Origin of the sequence: Croceibacterium aestuarii (assembly GCF_030657335.1) — a bacterium.
GTDB lineage: Bacteria > Pseudomonadota > Alphaproteobacteria > Sphingomonadales > Sphingomonadaceae > Croceibacterium_B > Croceibacterium_B aestuarii.
Map to the genome: position 1 here is coordinate 816,540 of NZ_CP131039.1, position 16,156 is coordinate 832,695.

Annotated in this window: 15 protein-coding genes; 5 read left to right on the plus strand and 10 right to left on the minus strand. The window is 67.9% G+C overall.

Going from position 1 to position 16,156, the window contains the following annotated elements:
* Positions 1-115 precede the first annotated feature (115 nt).
* From Q7I88_RS03925 to Q7I88_RS03935, 3 genes are all read left to right on the plus strand, one after another.
* Positions 116-1,771, plus strand: coding sequence for a peptide MFS transporter (locus Q7I88_RS03925; RefSeq protein WP_305097730.1), 1,656 nt, complete (start codon positions 116-118; stop codon positions 1,769-1,771).
* Between the two features lie 6 nt (positions 1,772-1,777).
* Complete coding sequence (locus tag Q7I88_RS03930; protein WP_305097731.1) at positions 1,778-2,257, plus strand: FKBP-type peptidyl-prolyl cis-trans isomerase; 480 nt, start codon at positions 1,778-1,780, stop codon at positions 2,255-2,257.
* A 168-nt stretch (positions 2,258-2,425) separates the two neighbouring features.
* Positions 2,426-4,225: a DEAD/DEAH box helicase gene (locus Q7I88_RS03935; RefSeq protein ID WP_305097732.1), complete on the plus strand. Its 1,800-nt coding sequence runs from the start codon at positions 2,426-2,428 to the stop codon at positions 4,223-4,225.
* 9 nt (positions 4,226-4,234) lie between these two features.
* Here the strand turns inward: Q7I88_RS03935 and Q7I88_RS03940 are convergent, their stop codons facing one another.
* Positions 4,235-4,657 (minus strand): hypothetical protein, encoded by a 423-nt coding sequence (locus Q7I88_RS03940; protein WP_305097733.1) that lies wholly within the window; start codon positions 4,655-4,657, stop codon positions 4,235-4,237.
* A 12-nt stretch (positions 4,658-4,669) separates the two neighbouring features.
* Positions 4,670-6,592, minus strand: coding sequence for a 1-deoxy-D-xylulose-5-phosphate synthase (dxs, locus tag Q7I88_RS03945; RefSeq protein WP_305097734.1), 1,923 nt, complete (start codon positions 6,590-6,592; stop codon positions 4,670-4,672).
* 149 nt (positions 6,593-6,741) lie between these two features.
* Here dxs and Q7I88_RS03950 point away from each other — a divergent pair, with 149 nt between their 5' ends.
* Positions 6,742-7,113, plus strand: a complete 372-nt coding sequence (locus tag Q7I88_RS03950; RefSeq protein WP_305097735.1) for a hypothetical protein — start codon at positions 6,742-6,744, stop codon at positions 7,111-7,113.
* A gap of 39 nt (positions 7,114-7,152) precedes the next feature.
* On the opposite strand, the gene Q7I88_RS03955 is transcribed toward Q7I88_RS03950, so the two are convergent.
* The 5 genes from Q7I88_RS03955 to rpe form a co-directional block, all read right to left on the minus strand.
* Entirely contained in the window at positions 7,153-7,620 is a 468-nt protein-coding gene (locus Q7I88_RS03955; RefSeq protein WP_305097736.1) for a Fur family transcriptional regulator, read from the minus strand.
* A gap of 35 nt (positions 7,621-7,655) precedes the next feature.
* Complete coding sequence (msrA, locus tag Q7I88_RS03960) at positions 7,656-8,327, minus strand: peptide-methionine (S)-S-oxide reductase MsrA (protein WP_305097737.1); 672 nt, start codon at positions 8,325-8,327, stop codon at positions 7,656-7,658.
* Positions 8,328-8,577: 250 nt separating this feature from the next.
* Positions 8,578-10,167 (minus strand): bifunctional phosphoribosylaminoimidazolecarboxamide formyltransferase/IMP cyclohydrolase, encoded by a 1,590-nt coding sequence (purH, locus tag Q7I88_RS03965; protein WP_305097738.1) that lies wholly within the window; start codon positions 10,165-10,167, stop codon positions 8,578-8,580.
* Positions 10,164-12,059 carry a heparinase II/III family protein gene (locus Q7I88_RS03970; RefSeq protein ID WP_305097739.1) on the minus strand — a complete coding sequence of 632 codons (1,896 nt, stop codon included), beginning with the start codon at positions 12,057-12,059 and terminating at the stop codon, positions 10,164-10,166. Before Q7I88_RS03970 ends, purH begins: the two co-directional genes overlap by 4 nt.
* Entirely contained in the window at positions 12,056-12,721 is a 666-nt protein-coding gene (rpe, locus tag Q7I88_RS03975; RefSeq protein ID WP_305097740.1) for a ribulose-phosphate 3-epimerase, read from the minus strand. The genes Q7I88_RS03970 and rpe overlap by 4 nt, the downstream gene beginning before the upstream one ends.
* A gap of 221 nt (positions 12,722-12,942) precedes the next feature.
* On the opposite strand from rpe, the gene Q7I88_RS03980 reads away from it, so the two are divergent.
* On the plus strand, positions 12,943-13,446 hold the full coding sequence (locus tag Q7I88_RS03980; RefSeq protein ID WP_305097741.1) for a DUF2141 domain-containing protein: 504 nt from the start codon (positions 12,943-12,945) through the stop codon (positions 13,444-13,446).
* On the opposite strand, the gene Q7I88_RS03985 is transcribed toward Q7I88_RS03980, so the two are convergent.
* The 3 genes from Q7I88_RS03985 to Q7I88_RS03995 are packed head-to-tail and all read right to left on the minus strand — an operon-like array spanning position 13,437 to position 16,092.
* Positions 13,437-14,192, minus strand: a complete 756-nt coding sequence (locus Q7I88_RS03985) for a nucleotidyltransferase family protein (RefSeq protein WP_305097742.1) — start codon at positions 14,190-14,192, stop codon at positions 13,437-13,439. The genes Q7I88_RS03980 and Q7I88_RS03985 overlap by 10 nt on opposite strands.
* A complete protein-coding gene (locus Q7I88_RS03990; protein WP_305097743.1) occupies positions 14,189-15,091 on the minus strand; it encodes a hypothetical protein in 903 nt (300 codons plus the stop codon). Before Q7I88_RS03990 ends, Q7I88_RS03985 begins: the two co-directional genes overlap by 4 nt.
* Entirely contained in the window at positions 15,088-16,092 is a 1,005-nt protein-coding gene (locus Q7I88_RS03995) for a diacylglycerol/lipid kinase family protein (protein ID WP_305097744.1), read from the minus strand. The genes Q7I88_RS03990 and Q7I88_RS03995 overlap by 4 nt, the downstream gene beginning before the upstream one ends.
* Positions 16,093-16,156 lie beyond the last annotated feature (64 nt).

The following is a 16,156-nucleotide window of genomic DNA, read 5'->3' on the forward strand; positions in this document are numbered from 1 at the left end:
GGTCAAGCCGGGTTGCCGGTTTCGTCTGAAACGAAACACGCTTCACATGAATGAATTGCACGCTAGGGTGCGTCCTTTCCCCGGAACGCGAGACAACGACGAGGATGAGGATCCGATGAAAGACATTGCGGTGTGGAACGAAGGCGACTGGATCGCGGCGATCGCAGCCGTCGGCCTGTTCGCCATCCTGGCGATCGGCGGGATCATCGCCACGCGCAAGAGCAAGGAATTCGTCGGCCACCCGCGCGGCCTGTTCGTGCTGTTCTACGCCGAGATGTGGGAGCGTTTCTCCTACTACGGCATGCGTGCCCTGCTGATTCTCTACCTGACCAAGTTCTGGCTGTTCAACGACGGCAAGGCTAACCTGATCTACGGCGCCTACACCAGCCTGGTCTACATCACCCCGGTGCTCGGCGGCTATCTCGCCGACCGCTGGCTGGGGCAGCGCAAGGCCGTGCTGTTCGGGGGCGTGGTGCTCGCGCTGGGACACCTGTTCATGGCCTACGAGGGCATGCAGGGGGTGACCGACCCGGCCACCAAGCAGGCCGACTTCGCGATCAACGTCTTCTGGCTGGCGCTCAGCCTGATCATCGTCGGATCGGGGTTCCTCAAGGCCAACATCTCGGTCATCGTCGGCCAGCTCTACCGCATGACCGACACCCGGCGCGATGCCGCCTACACGATCTTCTACATGGGCGTGAACGTCGGCGCGGCGTTCGGCACAATTCTCGTCGGCTATCTCGGCGAGACGATCGGCTGGTCCTACGGCTTCGGCCTCGCCGGCATCGGCATGGTGCTCGGGCTGATCATCTTCGTGGCCGGCAAGCCGGCATTGCGCGGCAACGGCGAACCGCCCGCTGCCCTCGCGAGGGGCAACGAACTGAAGCTCTACGCCATCGGGCTCGCCGCGGTCGCGGTGATCTGGATGCTGATCCAGTACCAGAACGTGATCGGCGGCATCCTCGCCTTCTTCGGCCTGGCGATGCTCGCCTACACGCTCTACGAGGCATTCAAGCTGCCCAAGGAACCGCGCCAGCGGATGTTCGCGATCCTCTTCCTGATCGCGCTCAACCCGGTGTTCTGGGGCCTGTTCGAACAGGCCGGCGGCTCGCTTTCGCTGTACACGGACAAGTTCGTCGACCGCGGCGGGGTGCCGACCAGCCTGTTCCAGTCGATCAACGCCATCTACATCGTGCTCTTGGGCCCGGTCTTCGCAGCGCTGTGGCAATGGCTCGGCAACAAGGGGATCGAGCCCTCGACCCCGGCCAAGTTCGCGCTCGCACTGTTCCAGGTCGGCCTCGGCTTCCTGGTCTTCGTCTGGGGGGCCGGAACCGGCGATCCGGCGATCATGACCGGGGTGGTCTTCGTGTTCCTGATCTACCTGCTGCACACCACCGGCGAGCTGTGCCTGTCGCCGGTCGGCCTGTCGGCCATGACCCGACTCTCGCCGGTCCATCTCGGCAGTTTCATCATGGGGGCGTGGTTCTACATGACCGCAGTGGGCAATTTCGTCGCCGGCAAGATCGGCGAGGCGACCGGCGGCGAGAACGGCAACATGAGCAAGGAACTGACCTTGCACATCTATTCGAGGATCGGCTGGGTCACGATCCTGATCTCGGTCGTCGTGCTGGCGCTGAGCCCGTTCGTGAAGCGCTGGATGCACCTCGACACGCTCAAGGACCGCAATGTCAGCGACGACCTTGCGGGCGAGGAGGAAGTGGGCGAGCCGCAGGCGCCCGGCTTCCACCCGGCAACCGACCCGCGGAGCTGACGCGCGATGCACAAGTTCGTGTTCGCCGCGGCGCTCGCCGCGCTTCCCGCCGCCGCGCTGGCGCAGGACGAAGCCGCCCCCGACCGCTCGCAGGACATGGCCTGGCACATGGCGCAGCAGCAGGCGCTGGCCAGTCGGACCATGGCCGAGGGCTGGTCGTGGTTGCCCGGCGGCGTGCTGTGGCGCCGCACCAAAGGCGACGGATCGGGGGCGCATCCGACCGTCGACGACACCGTCACCGTCCACTACGTCGGCACGTTCACCGACGGCGAAACCTTCGACAGCTCGCGGCAGCGCGGGGAACCGGCGACCTTCCCGCTCCGCGGCCTGATCAAGGCCTGGCAGGAGGCGATCCCGATGGCCGGCGTCGGCGATACCATCGAACTCGCGATCCCGGCGAGCATGGCCTACGGACCGGTCGGCCGCGGACCGATCCCCGGCGATGCCACCCTGCTGTTCGAGATCGAACTTCTCGGGATCGAGTAGCGCGCGAGGCCGGCGACATCGGCTAGAGCCAAACGGGAAAAAACCCGCTAGGGGCCGCGGCACGACGCCGCGGGGCGAATCACGCCCGGACCGGCCCACATGCTCGTTTCAGCGATGAAACCGCTCCCCCGAGGCCGCATCCATGCGGCCATTTGCGATTGACCCGTCATGCCTTTTTCAAGCCTTCCCCAATTCCTCGCCGACGCGCTCACCGAACGCGGCTACGAAGCGCCTACCCCTGTTCAGGCGGCGGTGCTCGAGCCCGAAGCCAGGGGCCGCGACCTGCTCGTTTCGGCGCAGACCGGCTCGGGCAAGACCGTCGCCTTCGGTCTTGCCATGGCCACCGACCTGCTCGGCGATGCCGGCACGCTCGAACCCGCCGAGAGCCCGCTCGCCCTCGTCGTCGCCCCCACGCGCGAGCTGGCGCTGCAGGTCAGCCGCGAGCTCGGCTGGCTCTACGCCAAGGCCGGGGTGCGCATCGCCAGCTGCGTCGGCGGGATGGACCCGTCGAAGGAACGCCGCGCACTGGCCCGCGGCGCACACATCGTCGTCGGCACGCCGGGCCGGCTGCGCGACCACCTCGAGCGCGGTGCGCTGGTGCTCTCCGGGCTCAAGGTCGCCGTGCTCGACGAGGCCGACGAGATGCTCGACATGGGCTTTCGCGAGGACCTCGAGGAAATCCTGGACGCCACCGGCGAGACCCGCCGCACTCTGCTGTTCTCGGCCACCATACCGCAGCCGATCGTGGCGCTGGCCAGGCGCTACCAGAAGGATGCGCTGCGCATTTCGACGGTCGGCTCCGAGCGCGGGCACGGCGACATCGCCTACCAGGCCGTCACCGTCTCGCCCTCCGACATCGAGAACGCCGTGGTCAACCTGCTGCGCTTCCACGAGGCGGAAACCGCGATCCTGTTCTGCGCCACGCGCGACAGCGTCCGCCGCCTCCACGCCACGCTGCAGGAGCGCGGCTTCGGCGCGGTCGCGCTCTCGGGCGAGCACACCCAGTCGGAGCGCAACCAGGCGCTGCAGGCGCTGCGCGACCGCCGCGCCCGCGTCTGCGTGGCCACCGACGTCGCCGCGCGCGGGCTCGACCTGCCGAGCGTCAGCCTGGTGATCCACGTCGAGGTGCCGCGCGATGCCGAGGCGCTGCAGCACCGCTCGGGCCGCACCGGCCGCGCGGGCAAGAAGGGCACCGCGGTCATCATCGTCCCCTATCCGCGCCGCAAGCGCGTCGAGGGGATGCTGCGCGGCGCGCGGATCGAGGCCGAATGGATCACCGCGCCGACGCCCGAGGCGATCCGCAAGCAGGACCGCGAGCGGCTGCTGGCCGAGCTGCTCGCCCCGGTCGAATATGAGGAGGAAGACCGCGAGCTGGCGAAAGAACTGCTCGCCCAGCGCAGCGCCGAGGACATCGCTGCGGCGCTGGTCCACGCCCAGCGCGCCAAGATGCCGCAGCCCGAGGAGATGATCCCCAACACCCCCGAAGCGCGCCAGGCCGACCGGGAGAAGCGCAAGCGCCCGGGCTTCGAGGACACCGTGTGGTACCGCCTTGCCGTCGGGCGGCGGCAGAACGCCGATCCGCGCTGGATCCTGCCGCTGCTGTGCCGCCGCGGGCACGTCACCCGCGACGAAATCGGCGCGATCCGCATTTCCGCCGACGAAACGCACGTCGAAATCCCGAGCGCGTTGAAGGCGAAGTTCGACACCGCGCTGGAACGGACCGCCAAGTCGGAAGACCCGGAAGACACGATCCACATCGAGCCTTCCGAAGCGCCGCGCCACATGGCGCGCGAGAACCGCCGTGAGGGGCCGAGGCGCGAGCCAACCGGACGCGGCGCCCCCGGTCGCGACTATGCCAAGCCGGGGCCCCGCAAGCACCGCAAGGGTCAGTCGAACGACGATGGTCCGCGTGGCGGCGGCGGCAAGCCGTTCAAGCGGAAATTCAAGCCGAAGGGGAAGCGGGATTGAGCGACGGGGTTACACCGGCCCCATCGAAAGCCAGCGGCCAAAGTTGCGAAGTGTCGGAGGCCATCCTGCGGGCCAATCGGGCAGGTTGCTTTCGTGAAACCCCTGCTGGTCGGCAAACTCTCTGGGCCAGTCCATGCTCCAGTCGTCGTCATCTATGCGAAGGTCTTTGGAGAATTCATCGTCAGGATGTGGGCTAAGCGGGGAACGTACATAGAAGAGTACATGGTCCCACAGGAATTCCGCCGCTTCGGTGGAACAATCTGGCTCCATCATGGCAAGAAATTGTTCGCGGCTAAGATTGGGACGACTTTCCGCGAGCCGATGATGCGCTTTACGGACCGAGTAAAATCCGTAGGCGACGACCACGATGAGTAGGCCCAAAACCCATAGCAAAACTGCGAGCCACTCCGGGATTCCAAGCGCTTCGCCCATCTCGCTAGAGCCTTAGGCCCGCGCTTCCTCAACCCCCGCACTGTTGTGCCGCAGCGCGCTGAGCACCGTCTCGACGATATGCGGCGCGTTGAGGTGGGCCTCGTCGTACTGCTTCGCCGGGTCGTCGTGGTCCTGGAACACGTCGGGCAGGCGCATGGTGCGGATCTTGAGGCCGGCGTCTGTCAGGCCTTCGTCGCTGGCCAGGGTCAGGACATGCGCGCCGAGACCGCCGATGGCGGCTTCCTCGACCGTCACCACGACCTCGTGCGTGGTCATCAGCTTGCGGATCAGTGCGCTGTCGAGCGGCTTGGCGAAGCGCAGGTCGGCGACTGTGGTCGAGAGGCCCTTGGCCTCGAGCTGGTCGGCCGCTTTCATCGCTTCGGCGAGGCGCGTGCCGAGCGAGAGGATGGCGACCTTGCTGCCTTCCTTGACGATCCGGCCCTTGCCGATTTCGAGCAGCTGCGGCGCTTCGGGCAGGTCCGCGCCGGTGCCGCCACCGCGCGGATAGCGCACGGCGATCGGGCCGCTGTCGTGCTCGGCGGCGGTGTAGGTCATGTGGACCAGGTCGGCCTCGTCCGACGGGGCCATGACCACGAAATTGGGCAGAGTCGAGAGGTAGGTGACGTCGAAGCTGCCGGCGTGGGTCGCCCCGTCGGCGCCGACCAGCCCGGCGCGGTCGATGGCGAAGCGCACGGGCAGGTTCTGGATCGCCACGTCGTGCACCACCTGGTCGAAGGCGCGCTGCAGGAAGGTTGAATAGATCGCGCAGAACGGCCGCATGCCCTGCGCGGCGAGGCCGGCGGCGAAGGTCACCGCGTGCTGTTCGGCAATCCCGACGTCGAAGGCGCGATCCGGATGGGCCTTGGCAAACCTGTCGACGCCGGTCCCGCTCGGCATCGCGGCGGTGATGGCGCAAATCCGCTTATCGGTCTCGGCGAGCTTGGCCAGGGTGTCGCCGAACACGTTCTGGTAGGCCGGCGGGCCGCCCGCGCTCTTTTTCTGCTCGCCGGTGATGACGTCGAACTTTTGCACGCCGTGGTACTTGTCGGCGCTGTTTTCGGCCGGGGCGTAGCCTTTGCCCTTCTGCGTCACCACGTGGACCAGGATCGGCCCCAGCTCGCTGTCGCGGACGTTTTCGAGCACCGGGAGAAGGTGGTCGAGGTTGTGCCCGTCGATGGGGCCGACGTAGTAGAAGCCCAGCTCCTCGAACAGCGTGCCCCCGGTGGCCATGCCGCGGGCATATTCCTCGGCTTTCTCGAGCCCGTGATGGACCCGGCGCGAGAGCTTTTTGGCGAGCTTCGAGGCGAGGCTGCGAAGCCCAAGGTACTCGCTCGAGGAGACCATCCGAGCGAGGTAGGCCGAGAGCCCGCCGACCGGCGGCGCGATCGACATGTCGTTGTCGTTGAGGATGACGATCAGCCGGTTGCCCGCCTGCTCGGCGTTGTTCATCGCCTCGTAAGCCATGCCGGCGCTCATCGCCCCGTCGCCGATCACCGCGATGCCGCGGCCCGGTTTGTCGTTCAGCTTGTTGGCGACGGCAAAGCCGAGCGCGGCGGAGATCGACGTGCTCGAATGCGCCGCGCCGAAGGGGTCGTATTCGCTTTCGCTGCGCTTGGTGAACCCGCTGAGCCCCCCGCCCTGGCGCAGCGTGCGGATGCGGTTCCGGCGTCCGGTGATGATCTTGTGCGGATAGGCCTGATGGCCGACGTCCCACACCAGCCGGTCTTCCGGTGTGTTGAAGACGTAGTGGATGGCGACGGTCAGTTCAACCACGCCGAGGCCCGAGCCGAGATGCCCGCCGGTCGTGCCGACGGCGTCGATCATTTCGGTGCGCAGTTCGTCGGCCAGCTGACGGAGCTGGCCCGGTTCGAGCTTGCGCAGGTCTTCGGGGGTATCGACGGTGTCGAGTAGCGGCGTTGCGGGACGCGAAGTCATGTCACTGGCTTAGCGGAGCAAATCGGGCGTGTCGATGAAGCGTGCGTGAGGAATACCTGAGCAACGTGTGCCCGGTCGGCGGCGTTTACGTTCTCGTTACCCTGGAGCTCTAAATTCCGGCCTCACCATGCGATCGTGGGGGACGTGGCATGAAATGGATCAAGGCGATGGGCTTCGTGTGCCTCGCGGTCGCGGGGTTTTTCGGCTTCCGCCTCGTGCTCGGGCTGGCGATGGACCAGATGGTCACCGACGACGAGCCGCAGGTCGAGGCCGTCGCGGCCGCGCCTGGTCACGGGGTGACGGCGACGCTCGCCCCGGCGGTGAACTGGTCGTCGAGCGCGGTGAGCGGGGAGGAAGGGGCTGCCCCGCTGCCTGCGGCATCGCCCGCCGAGCCTGCGTTCGGCGAACCCGATCCGGAATTCGGCAAGCCCAATCCTGCGCTCGCCCACCCGGCCGTGCCCTTGGGGTATTCGGCTCCGCCGGGCGAAGAGCCGGTTGCGGGCGAGGCGGTCGTCAACTGACCGGCGCCCGAGACTGGGCGTTCTATTGCTTCGCCGCGCCTAGCTCGCGCACTCGTCGCACAGGCCGCGCAGTTCGACCACCGGCCGCACGTTGGCGAAGCCATGGCGATTGCCCGACTGGCGCAGCGCGTCGGTGAGAGTGTCGTCGTCGATGTGCGAGGCCTTGCCGCAGTCGTCGCAGATCAGGAAGATGCAGTCGTGCCGGCAGCCCGGGTGGGTGTTGGCGAGGTAGGCGTTGGCGCTTTCGATCCGGTTGGCGAGGTTGGTGCGCACGAACAGATCGAGGATGCGGTACACGCTGTTGGCGGCGACGCGCTTGCCGCGGCGCCTGCCCAGCCCCTCGGCGATATCGTATGCCGAGACGGGGCGATCCTGATCGGCCAGCGCCTTGAACACATCGGCGCGTAGGCCGGTCCACTGCTCGCCGGCGGCGGTCAGGACGTCTTCAGCCTCGGAGACCAGCTTGGCCCCCGAGTGCTCGTGATGGTGATGTGCATGGCCGGCCATGGCGGCGATATAGGCGCAGCCGGGCGGAGGGGCAATCAGCCGGTCTGGAACTTCGCGCTGTAGAGCGAAGGGTACATGTCCTTCAGCGCGGCGACCTTGGGCAGGTCCCAGGCGCGAATATAGCCCTGGTTGGGGTTCTTGTAGGCGAAGTCCTGGTGATAATCCTCGGCGGGGTAGAAGGCGCCGGCCGGGGCGATCCCGGTGACGATCGGGCGCTTCCATTTGCCGCTGGCCTGCAACTGCTTGAGGTAGGCGGCGGCGACTTCGCGCTGCTCCTTGTTCAGCGGCACGAGCGCGGCATTGTACTGCGGACCGTGGTCGGGGCCCTGCTCGTTTTTCAGCGTGGGATCGGCGACCACCGAAAAGAACACGCGCAGGAGCTGGTCGTAGCGCACGACCTTGGGATCGTAAGTGACCTTGACCGATTCGCGGTGGCCGGTGCGTCCCGACGACACGGTTTCGTAGTCCGCGTCGGCCTTGCTGCCGCCCTCGTAGCCGGAAACCGCGCTCTTCACGCCCTTCACGTGGCTGAAGACGGCTTCGACGCCCCAGAAGCAGCCGCCCGAAAAGATCGCGGTCTTCAGGCCGCCGCCTTCATGGGCGGTGCGCGCCGCGGCGGGCGCCGCAACGACGCTCTCGGCAGCGATAGCGGGGGAGCAGGCGCTGGCGGCCAGCGCGGCGGAAGCGAGGAGAATCTTGAGTTTCATGCCGTCCTTATACCAGCTGCGGAAAGATTTGTGCAGCCAGAACCAGGGCCGTGATTCCGAAGCCGAGGAAAAAGGAGCGGTAAAGATCGGCGGTGAACAGGCCCATGGCGGTGTGCTTTCGTCTCTGGTTGCGGCTGATGACCGGGATAGAGAGCGACGGGTTACCCAGGATTGAACGAGCAGTAGGCTTGCGTTCAGAATGGGCGCGTTCAGGATGAACCGGTTTATGAATGCGACGAACTGCGAGCGGCTAGTGCCGAAAATGGCGCATCCCGGTAAGAACCATCGCCAGACCGGCCGCGTCTGCCGCGGCGATGACCTCGTCGTCGCGCATCGAGCCACCCGGCTGAATCACCGCCGTTGCCCCGGCCTCGGCCGCGGCGAGCAGACCGTCGGCGAAGGGGAAGAAGGCGTCGGAAGCGACCGCGCTGCCCTTGGTCCTGGGAGATTTCCAGCCATAGGCTTCTGCCGCCTCGCTCGCCTTGATCGCGGCTATGCGTGCCGAATCGCGGCGGTTCATCTGGCCCGCCCCAATGCCCGCGGTCGCGCCATCCTTCGCATAGACGATGGCGTTCGACTTGACGTGGCGGGCGACGGTCCAGGCGAACAGGCAATCCTTGAGTTCCTGCTCGGTCGGCTCGCGCTTGGTGACCACTTTGAGGTCGGCGGCCGAAATCGCGCCGTTGTCGCGGCTTTGCACCAGCAGGCCGCCGGCGATCGGCTTGAGCTGCAAGCCCCCGCGCCGCGGGTCGGGCAGCTCGTCGATCAGCAGCAGGCGCAGGTTCTTCTTTTTCGCGAACGCGGCGCGTGCCGCATCGTCCGCCCCGGGGGCGACGACCACTTCGGTGAAAATCTCGCAGATCGCCTCGGCGGTCGGGCCGTCGAGCGGGCGGTTGACCGCGACGATGCCGCCGAACGCCGAAACGCTGTCGCATTGCAGCGCGTCGGTCCAGGCTCGCAGTAGGCTCGGTCCCTGGGCCACGCCGCACGGGTTGGCGTGCTTGACGATGACGACCGCCGGGTCCTGGCCCTTGAACTCGGCGCACAGCTCGAGCGCGGCGTCGGCGTCGTTGTAGTTGTTGTAGCTCAGTTCCTTGCCCTGGACCTGTTCGGCTTGTGGCAGACCGGCGATGTGCGGGCCGAGCGGTTCGTAGACCGCCGCTTTCTGATGAGGATTCTCGCCGTACCGCAGCTCGGCTAGCTTGCGGCCGTTCACCGCGATCATGTCGGGGAACATCTGGCCCTGGTCGGCGAAGGCGAACCACTGGCTGATCATCGCGTCGTAGGCGGCGGTTGCGGCGAAGGCCTTGGCGGCCATCTTCCTGCGGAAATCGAGCGTCGTCGCCCCGTCGTTCGCGGCCAGCTCCTCGTACAGCGTGTCGTAGTCCGCCGGATCGGTGACGATGGTCACGTAAGCGTGGTTCTTGGCCGCCGAGCGGACCATGCTCGGCCCACCGATATCGATGTTCTCGATAACCGTGTCGCGGTCGGCGCCGCGCATCACGGTTTCCTCGAACGGATAGAGATTGACGACCACCAGATCGATCGCGGCGATATCGTGCGCTTCCATCGCCGCGGCGTGTTCGGGATCGTCGCGGACTGCCAGTAAGCCTCCGTGGATCAGCGGGTGAAGGGTCTTGACCCGGCCATCCATCATTTCGGGGAAGCCGGTCACCTCGGAAACGTCGCGCACGTCGAGCCCGGCTTCGCGCAGGGCCTGCGCCGTGCCTCCGGTCGAGATCAGCTCCACGCCGGCCTTGGCGAGCTTGCTGCCGAGATCGGCCAATCCGCTCTTGTCGGACACCGACAGGAGCGCCCGCCTGATGGTCACCTTGCTCATTCGAACTGACCTATCTTCTTGAACAGCCAGGCGAAGCTTCCCCCGCCGCGCGATTCCATACCTTCGATGACGAGCTGCTGCACCGGGTGGGGGCGGCCCTCGCCGTCGATCCACAGGCTCTCGTCTATCGTCACCTCGCTGCGCGGGGCGAGAAACTGCCAGTAGGTTCCGTCGCGCAAGGCGAGGTGTGCGCCGCGCCCGGTGTCGGTCAGGCTCGCTTCGACCGCCGGTCCGAGATGAAAGCGGATGGCATAGGGAACCTTGCCGCGCTTGCCCTTCTTTCCGGCCGGTACCAGCAGGTCCTCACCGCGCAGTTCGGTACCGTCGTCGCGCAAGATCAGGATGCGGCGGTGGACCAGTCCGAGACGCGAGACGTAGCCGTCGTGGCTCGCCTCGATCCGCGTCGCCTGCGACTTGCCGGCCTCGGCCAGCCGGCGATCGACCTCGACTTCCGTCACGCCGCTGCCGAGCTTGCCGTTGATGAGCACGGCGGTGGAATTGGAATCGCCGAGCACCAGCGTCGAATGCGCGGCGGTGGCGCGCAAGCCTTGCTCAATGCGCACCGGGACCAGCCCGCCGGCGGTCGCCGCGCCGCCGCAGTTGACCACGATCCGATTCGGCCCGTGCGAGAGCTCGAAGGCCAGGGTCGAGGCGCAGCCATGGCGGCTGTGCCGGGCAAGCGGCGGCGGGGCGGCGTCGAGCAGCAGCGTCGAGCGTCCGGCCGTGACGCGCTGGTAGCCCCACTGCCGGGCGTCCTTGAGCGGGCGGGTGCGCACGCCGCTGGCCGCTATCAGCGCGCGTAGCCTGTCCTCGCCGACCGCGGACGATCCCTGCCACGAGCCGAGCGCGCCATCCGCATGAATCATCGCGAGCAGCGGCGGCACGAGCATCCGCAGCATCGCGTCGATCGCCTGCGGCGGGTCGCGCCGGGTGGCGCGATAGCAGGCGGTCAGCCGAGTGAGCAGCGCGATCGCTTCCATCTGGTCGAGCGGGCTGCGCGACAGCACGCCGCCGTCGTCGCCGACGAGATCGCCGAGCGCGCGGACCAGACCTGCCTCGCCGAACAGCCGCCGCGGCTTGCCCTCGGGCAGCAGCAGCCCGGCTGCGACGATGCCGCACCACCCGGCAACCTCGGCGAGCCGGTCGTCGGCCTTGCTTACGTTACGGTCGAGCCAGCGGGCGGTCTCGACCGCCGCTGCGAGGGTGCGCGCACGCAGCCGCTTGGCGTTGCCGCCGAGCAGCAGCGGGGCGTGGACCAGCCAGCCGAGCAGACGCTGACCGGCGTGGCCGACGCGCCAGGCTGCGCCCTTGCCAGGCTTCGGATTGGCTTCGAGCCAGGCGGCCAGGACCCGCTCGGCCGTCTGAGTGCATTGCTGGCGCGGGGCGCAGGCCTCGAGATCGGCGAGCCAGGTGAAGCCGTGCACCACGCGTTCGAGCGGCGGGGTCAGGCGGGCGACCGGCGAACAGTCGAGATGGGCAATCGGGGTCTTGACCCCGTGGACGATGAAATGCCCGGCGCGCAGGGCGGTCCCGGCCACCGGATCGCCCGGCAGCGGGTTCTCGACCGTCGCCAGCAGGCGCGGAGCCGGATGCTTGCGAAATGGGGCGGCGAGAGCCGAACCGGGTATGCCGAGGCGGTAGGCGAGCCGGATCAGCCGTTCGCCGGCCGAAACCTCCGGCGGGACGAAGTCGGAGATGACCAGTGCACGGCCCGGCTCGATCAGTTCGCTGGGCGCCGGCGGGATTGCTTCCTCTTCGACCCCGGCGGCGAGCGGCTCTTCCTCGGTAGCGGAGAGCGGGATGGCCATGGCGTCGCCGCCCTCGTCGGCCGGCTCGGCATCCAGTTCCTCGACCCCGAGGGGAAGCATGGCCTGGACTGCCCGGTCGCTCATGGCGTGTTCCCGCGCAGCGCAGCAATGTTGGCGGCGTAGCAGTCGGGCCCGCCCTTGAAGGTCGCCGATCCGGCGACCAGCACGTCCGCTCCGGCCGCAATGCATTGCTTCGCGGTCTCGGCGGTGACTCCCCCATCGACCTCGATGAGGACCTCTAGCCCGCGTTTGTCGATCATCGCGCGGATTGCTTCGATCTTCTTGAGTTGGCTGGCGATGAAGCTCTGCCCGCCGAAGCCTGGATTGACGCTCATCACCAGCACCAGATCGACCTCCTCGATGAGGTAATCGAGCATCTTGGCCGGGGTTCCGGGATTGAGCGAGATGCCGGCCTTCTTGCCCAGCGCCCTGATCGCCTGCACCGAACGGTGGATGTGGGGCCCGGCTTCGGGGTGAACGGTGATGATGTCGGCCCCGGCCTCGGCAAACGGCTCGAGCCACGGATCGATCGGACTGACCATCAGATGGACGTCGAAAGTCTTGTCGCTGTGCGGACGCAGCGCCTGCACCACCGCCGGGCCGATGGTGAGGTTGGGGACGTAGTGCCCGTCCATCACGTCGACGTGGATCCAGTCGGCCCCCGCCCTGTCGATCGCGCGCACTTCCTCGCCCAGCCGTGCGAAATCGGCCGACAGGATGGAGGGTGAGATAAGGGGTCTAGCCATGGATTTGCTTCGTTGCCTTAGCGGCAGGAGACCGGGGCATAAACCGGCACCCGGCTTTATCCACCGCGGCAAGGGCGCGGCGCGGCGCTTTAGCGGTCCTGTCGGGCGAGTTCACAGGCTATTCAGCGCACTTTGCTAGAAATCCCGCCGAACGGGGCCATTTCACCTGCCAGACGATTATCTCGCGCCCCGGCGCACGAAGACTGATGGAGTTCGAGTTGATGAGCCGCGCTGTCCCCCCTCGCCTTGCCGCCGCCGGCCTTGCGCTTGCCGCGCTGGCCAGCGCCAGCGTCGCGGGCGCGCAAGGCGTGAGCTACCGCAATACGATCCCCAACAACCCGGCCGCCTGCCGGGGCGATCGCCCGGCGGTGTGGATCACCGTCAATGGCGTCAAGGCGTCACAGGGCAAGATTCGCGTCCAGCTCTATCGCGGCACGGCGTCCGACTGGCTGCAGAAGGGCAAATGGATCTACCGGATCGAAACCCCGGCCAAGGCCGGGCAGATGACGTTCTGCATGCCGGTGCCGGTCGCCGGAACGTACGCCATCGCCGTGCGCCACGACCTTAACGGCAATGGCGACACCGACTTGCGCGAAGACGGCGGCGGCATGTCGAACAACCCCTCGATCAACATCTTCAATCTGGGCAAGCCGAGCTACAGCAAGACCGCGTTCGAGGTCGGCAATGCGGCCAAGCCCATAACGATTGCAATGCGCTACTTCTGAGGGTCGGCCAGCGCGCGTACCAGCGCGAGGTCGGCAGGTTTGTCGACATCGATCGCGGCCCGTCCGTCGGGCGCCTCGACCAATGCCGCGACGATGCCGATGCGCCGCCCGATCCGTTCGACGGCCTGCGCCATCGTCAGGCGGCCGGTCAGGAAATTCCACAGCGTCCCCCAGCCGAGCCGGGCGGCGATCCGCCATGGGCGCTTGCGGTCGGCCTCGACGCGGCGCCAGGCGGCGATGGCCAGCGGCGTGGTGGGGGTGGCGAGGAAGAACAGGTTGCAGCCCGACCAGTCGCCGTCGGCCAGCGAGAGCCAGGTCCGCTTGCTGCCCGGTGCGGCCGTCTCGACCGCTGCGCGCCGTGCGAGCATGAGCGAAACGTCGGTGTCCGGCGGGGTACCCGCGACCAGCGCCGCGAGCCAGCCCGGTTCGAGCAGGGCGTGGTCGGCAGTGGTCACCAGCAGCGGCGCGCCGGTGCGCTCGAAGGCGAGCGCCACGCTTTCACTCGGCCCGCTCGCGGTAGGCAGCAGCGTTGCGCCCAGCCGCCGGACCTCGTCCTCGACCTCTGGATGATTTGCGGCCACGAGGACTTCGCTCGCGCCATAAGCTCGCGCTGCCACGACCACGCGCTCTAGCAGCGTCGTCTCGCCGACCCGGGCGAGCACCTTGTGCGGCACGCCCTCGGCCGCGGCGACGGAGTCCAGGCCGTTGGGGCGGCTTCCAGCGAGGATCAGAACCGGCGGCGTCATCGCCGGTCTCGGCGTGCGCGCCACACGCGCCACAGCACGCCCGGTGCCGCGAGCAAGGGATGCTTCTCGCGCCACGGGGTGATCTCGACCGCGACGCCGGTATGACGCTCGATCTTCCAGGCGATGTAGCGCGGCGCCCCGGCGAAGGTCGAGTTGGCGCGTACCAGGCGCGCGGCGTTGAGCAGCTTGCCGAGCCTGCGGCGCGTGTTCCACCAGCGCAAGATGCGCCGCCGCTCGTCCGGTTCGAGCTGCGGCGCCAGACGGCTGCCATCGTCGCGGAACGGTATCCTGGCCGAAGACAGCGCCGCGCGTAAGAGCCCGTCGAAATGCGCCGGATTCGCGGCGAGGATCGAATCTTCTCGGCCTGGTGCCTCGACCCTCAGTTCGGCGCGGTAGGTGGCGCGAAACAGAGCCCGCCAGTAGTCGTCGGCCTGGCCTTCCGCCGGGCCAAGCGCGGCAGCGAGCCGGGCGGCGGTGCGCGCCGCCCCGGCAATCGCCTCGCCGACTGCGCCGGCAGCCGCTTCGTCGCGTGCCCAGACCAGCGCGCTTGGTTGCACGAAACGCGCCCAGATCGTCGTATCGAGGCTTTCGCCGCGCGCCGCCTCGGCAAACTTGGCGAGCGACATCTCGGCGACCTTGGCACGCAGTCTCTCCCCCGTCGCCGCATCGTCCCACTCGCGGTAGGAAACCTTTGGCCACAGGCCGGTCTCGGGCGGGCCAGGCACCAGGACGTAGTAGTCGAGCACTCCTTCGAGCGATCCGGTCCTGAGATTGGAGCCGTAGAACAGCACCGCCACGCCCGCTGCCTCCTCGCCGAGCAGCTGCGCCTGGTGGGCGACTTCGGGCCGCACCTCGCGCGCAAGCATCGCCGCGACCCGCGCTTCGAGAGCTTCGCTCACGGCGCGACGAAGGTCAGCGAGGGGCCGGTCGAGACGCGGTAGTTGCCCGGGGGAAAGGCCTCGCCGTCGAGGATGAACGGCTCGTCGGTCTCGAAGCCGAAGCAATCGGCGGCAAAGCAGTGATAGCCGCTTTCCCGATTGCGGCGACCGATTGCGACCAGCGGCAAGCGCAGCAGACTGCGCCGCGCCGCGGTGTCGAGAACGCTCGCCTTGAGTCCTTCGCGGAGGTCGCCGAACGGCTTGAGCCCGAGCGGGAAATTTTCGAGGGTCGAGGCAATCATGACATAGCGCTGGTCGCCGCCCGGGAGAGGCTCGTTGCCGGGCAGGGTAATCCGCAGGAGCGAGCGCTGGCGCCATGGGTTATCGTTCCCCGCCAGGAGCGCCTGGCCGAGCGCCCAGGCCGCAGTCAGGCCGACGGCGGCGGCGTTGAACGCGCCCCAGCGATGCGCGTCCTGTCCGAGCCGAATGGTGCGGTGGAACACCCCGCCGCCCAGCAGGAAGCCCTGTACCCGCGACTGCGGATCGGCGGCCTCCGACACGATCAGCGGGCACCGCGTCACAGACCTGCCCGCACGGGCGGATTCCATCGCCGAGGCGAGCGACCAGTGGTCGGGCGCACCGATATCTGCGGCGAGGGCATTGGTCTTGCCCTTGGGCAGGACGATGAGCGTTGGCCAGTCGTCGCCGAAGATGGCAGCCCCGCACGTAAGGACGTCGCGCACCGTGCCGTCGCCGCCGGAAATGGCGAGGTAGTCGACTCCCTTGGCAGCGAAGGAATCGAGCACTCCGAACAGCTCGCGGCGCTTGGTCGTCGTTTCGACAATGACATCGGCACCGGGCGCCGCGCCCTGCTCGCGGCCTCTGTTGCGATAACTGCGGCGATTGCGGATGACCCCGACCAAAGGGACGGCGCGGGGGGTGCTGCGCGCGTCACCCGCCGCGGCGCTCGAGCCCGGCGCCGGCCGCGGCAGCTCGTCGAAGGTCTTGATGCCGTCGCTCATTGCGCGAAGCGCATACCCGTCGGGTCTGCCTTGAAGCTAGGGCTTTCTTGCGCTTGGCCAGCAC

Bases quoted from the DNA above. Each gene is read 5' to 3' on its own strand.
- Q7I88_RS03925 (WP_305097730.1), top strand. From the start codon at position 116: ATGAAAGACATTGCGGTGTGGAACGAAGGCGACTGGATCGCGGCGATC.
- Q7I88_RS03980 (WP_305097741.1), top strand. From the start codon at position 12,943: ATGAGCCGCGCTGTCCCCCCTCGCCTTGCCGCCGCCGGCCTTGCGCTT.
- msrA (WP_305097737.1), bottom strand. From the start codon at position 8,327: ATGAAACTCAAGATTCTCCTCGCTTCCGCCGCGCTGGCCGCCAGCGCC.
- Q7I88_RS03935 (WP_305097732.1), top strand. From the start codon at position 2,426: ATGCCTTTTTCAAGCCTTCCCCAATTCCTCGCCGACGCGCTCACCGAA.
- dxs (WP_305097734.1), bottom strand. From the start codon at position 6,592: ATGACTTCGCGTCCCGCAACGCCGCTACTCGACACCGTCGATACCCCC.
- Q7I88_RS03970 (WP_305097739.1), bottom strand. From the start codon at position 12,059: ATGAGCGACCGGGCAGTCCAGGCCATGCTTCCCCTCGGGGTCGAGGAA.
- Q7I88_RS03955 (WP_305097736.1), bottom strand. From the start codon at position 7,620: ATGGCCGGCCATGCACATCACCATCACGAGCACTCGGGGGCCAAGCTG.
- purH (WP_305097738.1), bottom strand. From the start codon at position 10,167: ATGAGCAAGGTGACCATCAGGCGGGCGCTCCTGTCGGTGTCCGACAAG.
- Q7I88_RS03930 (WP_305097731.1), top strand. From the start codon at position 1,778: ATGCACAAGTTCGTGTTCGCCGCGGCGCTCGCCGCGCTTCCCGCCGCC.
- Q7I88_RS03950 (WP_305097735.1), top strand. From the start codon at position 6,742: ATGAAATGGATCAAGGCGATGGGCTTCGTGTGCCTCGCGGTCGCGGGG.
- Q7I88_RS03940 (WP_305097733.1), bottom strand. From the start codon at position 4,657: ATGGGCGAAGCGCTTGGAATCCCGGAGTGGCTCGCAGTTTTGCTATGG.
- Q7I88_RS03995 (WP_305097744.1), bottom strand. From the start codon at position 16,092: ATGAGCGACGGCATCAAGACCTTCGACGAGCTGCCGCGGCCGGCGCCG.
- rpe (WP_305097740.1), bottom strand. From the start codon at position 12,721: ATGGCTAGACCCCTTATCTCACCCTCCATCCTGTCGGCCGATTTCGCA.
- Q7I88_RS03985 (WP_305097742.1), bottom strand. From the start codon at position 14,192: ATGACGCCGCCGGTTCTGATCCTCGCTGGAAGCCGCCCCAACGGCCTG.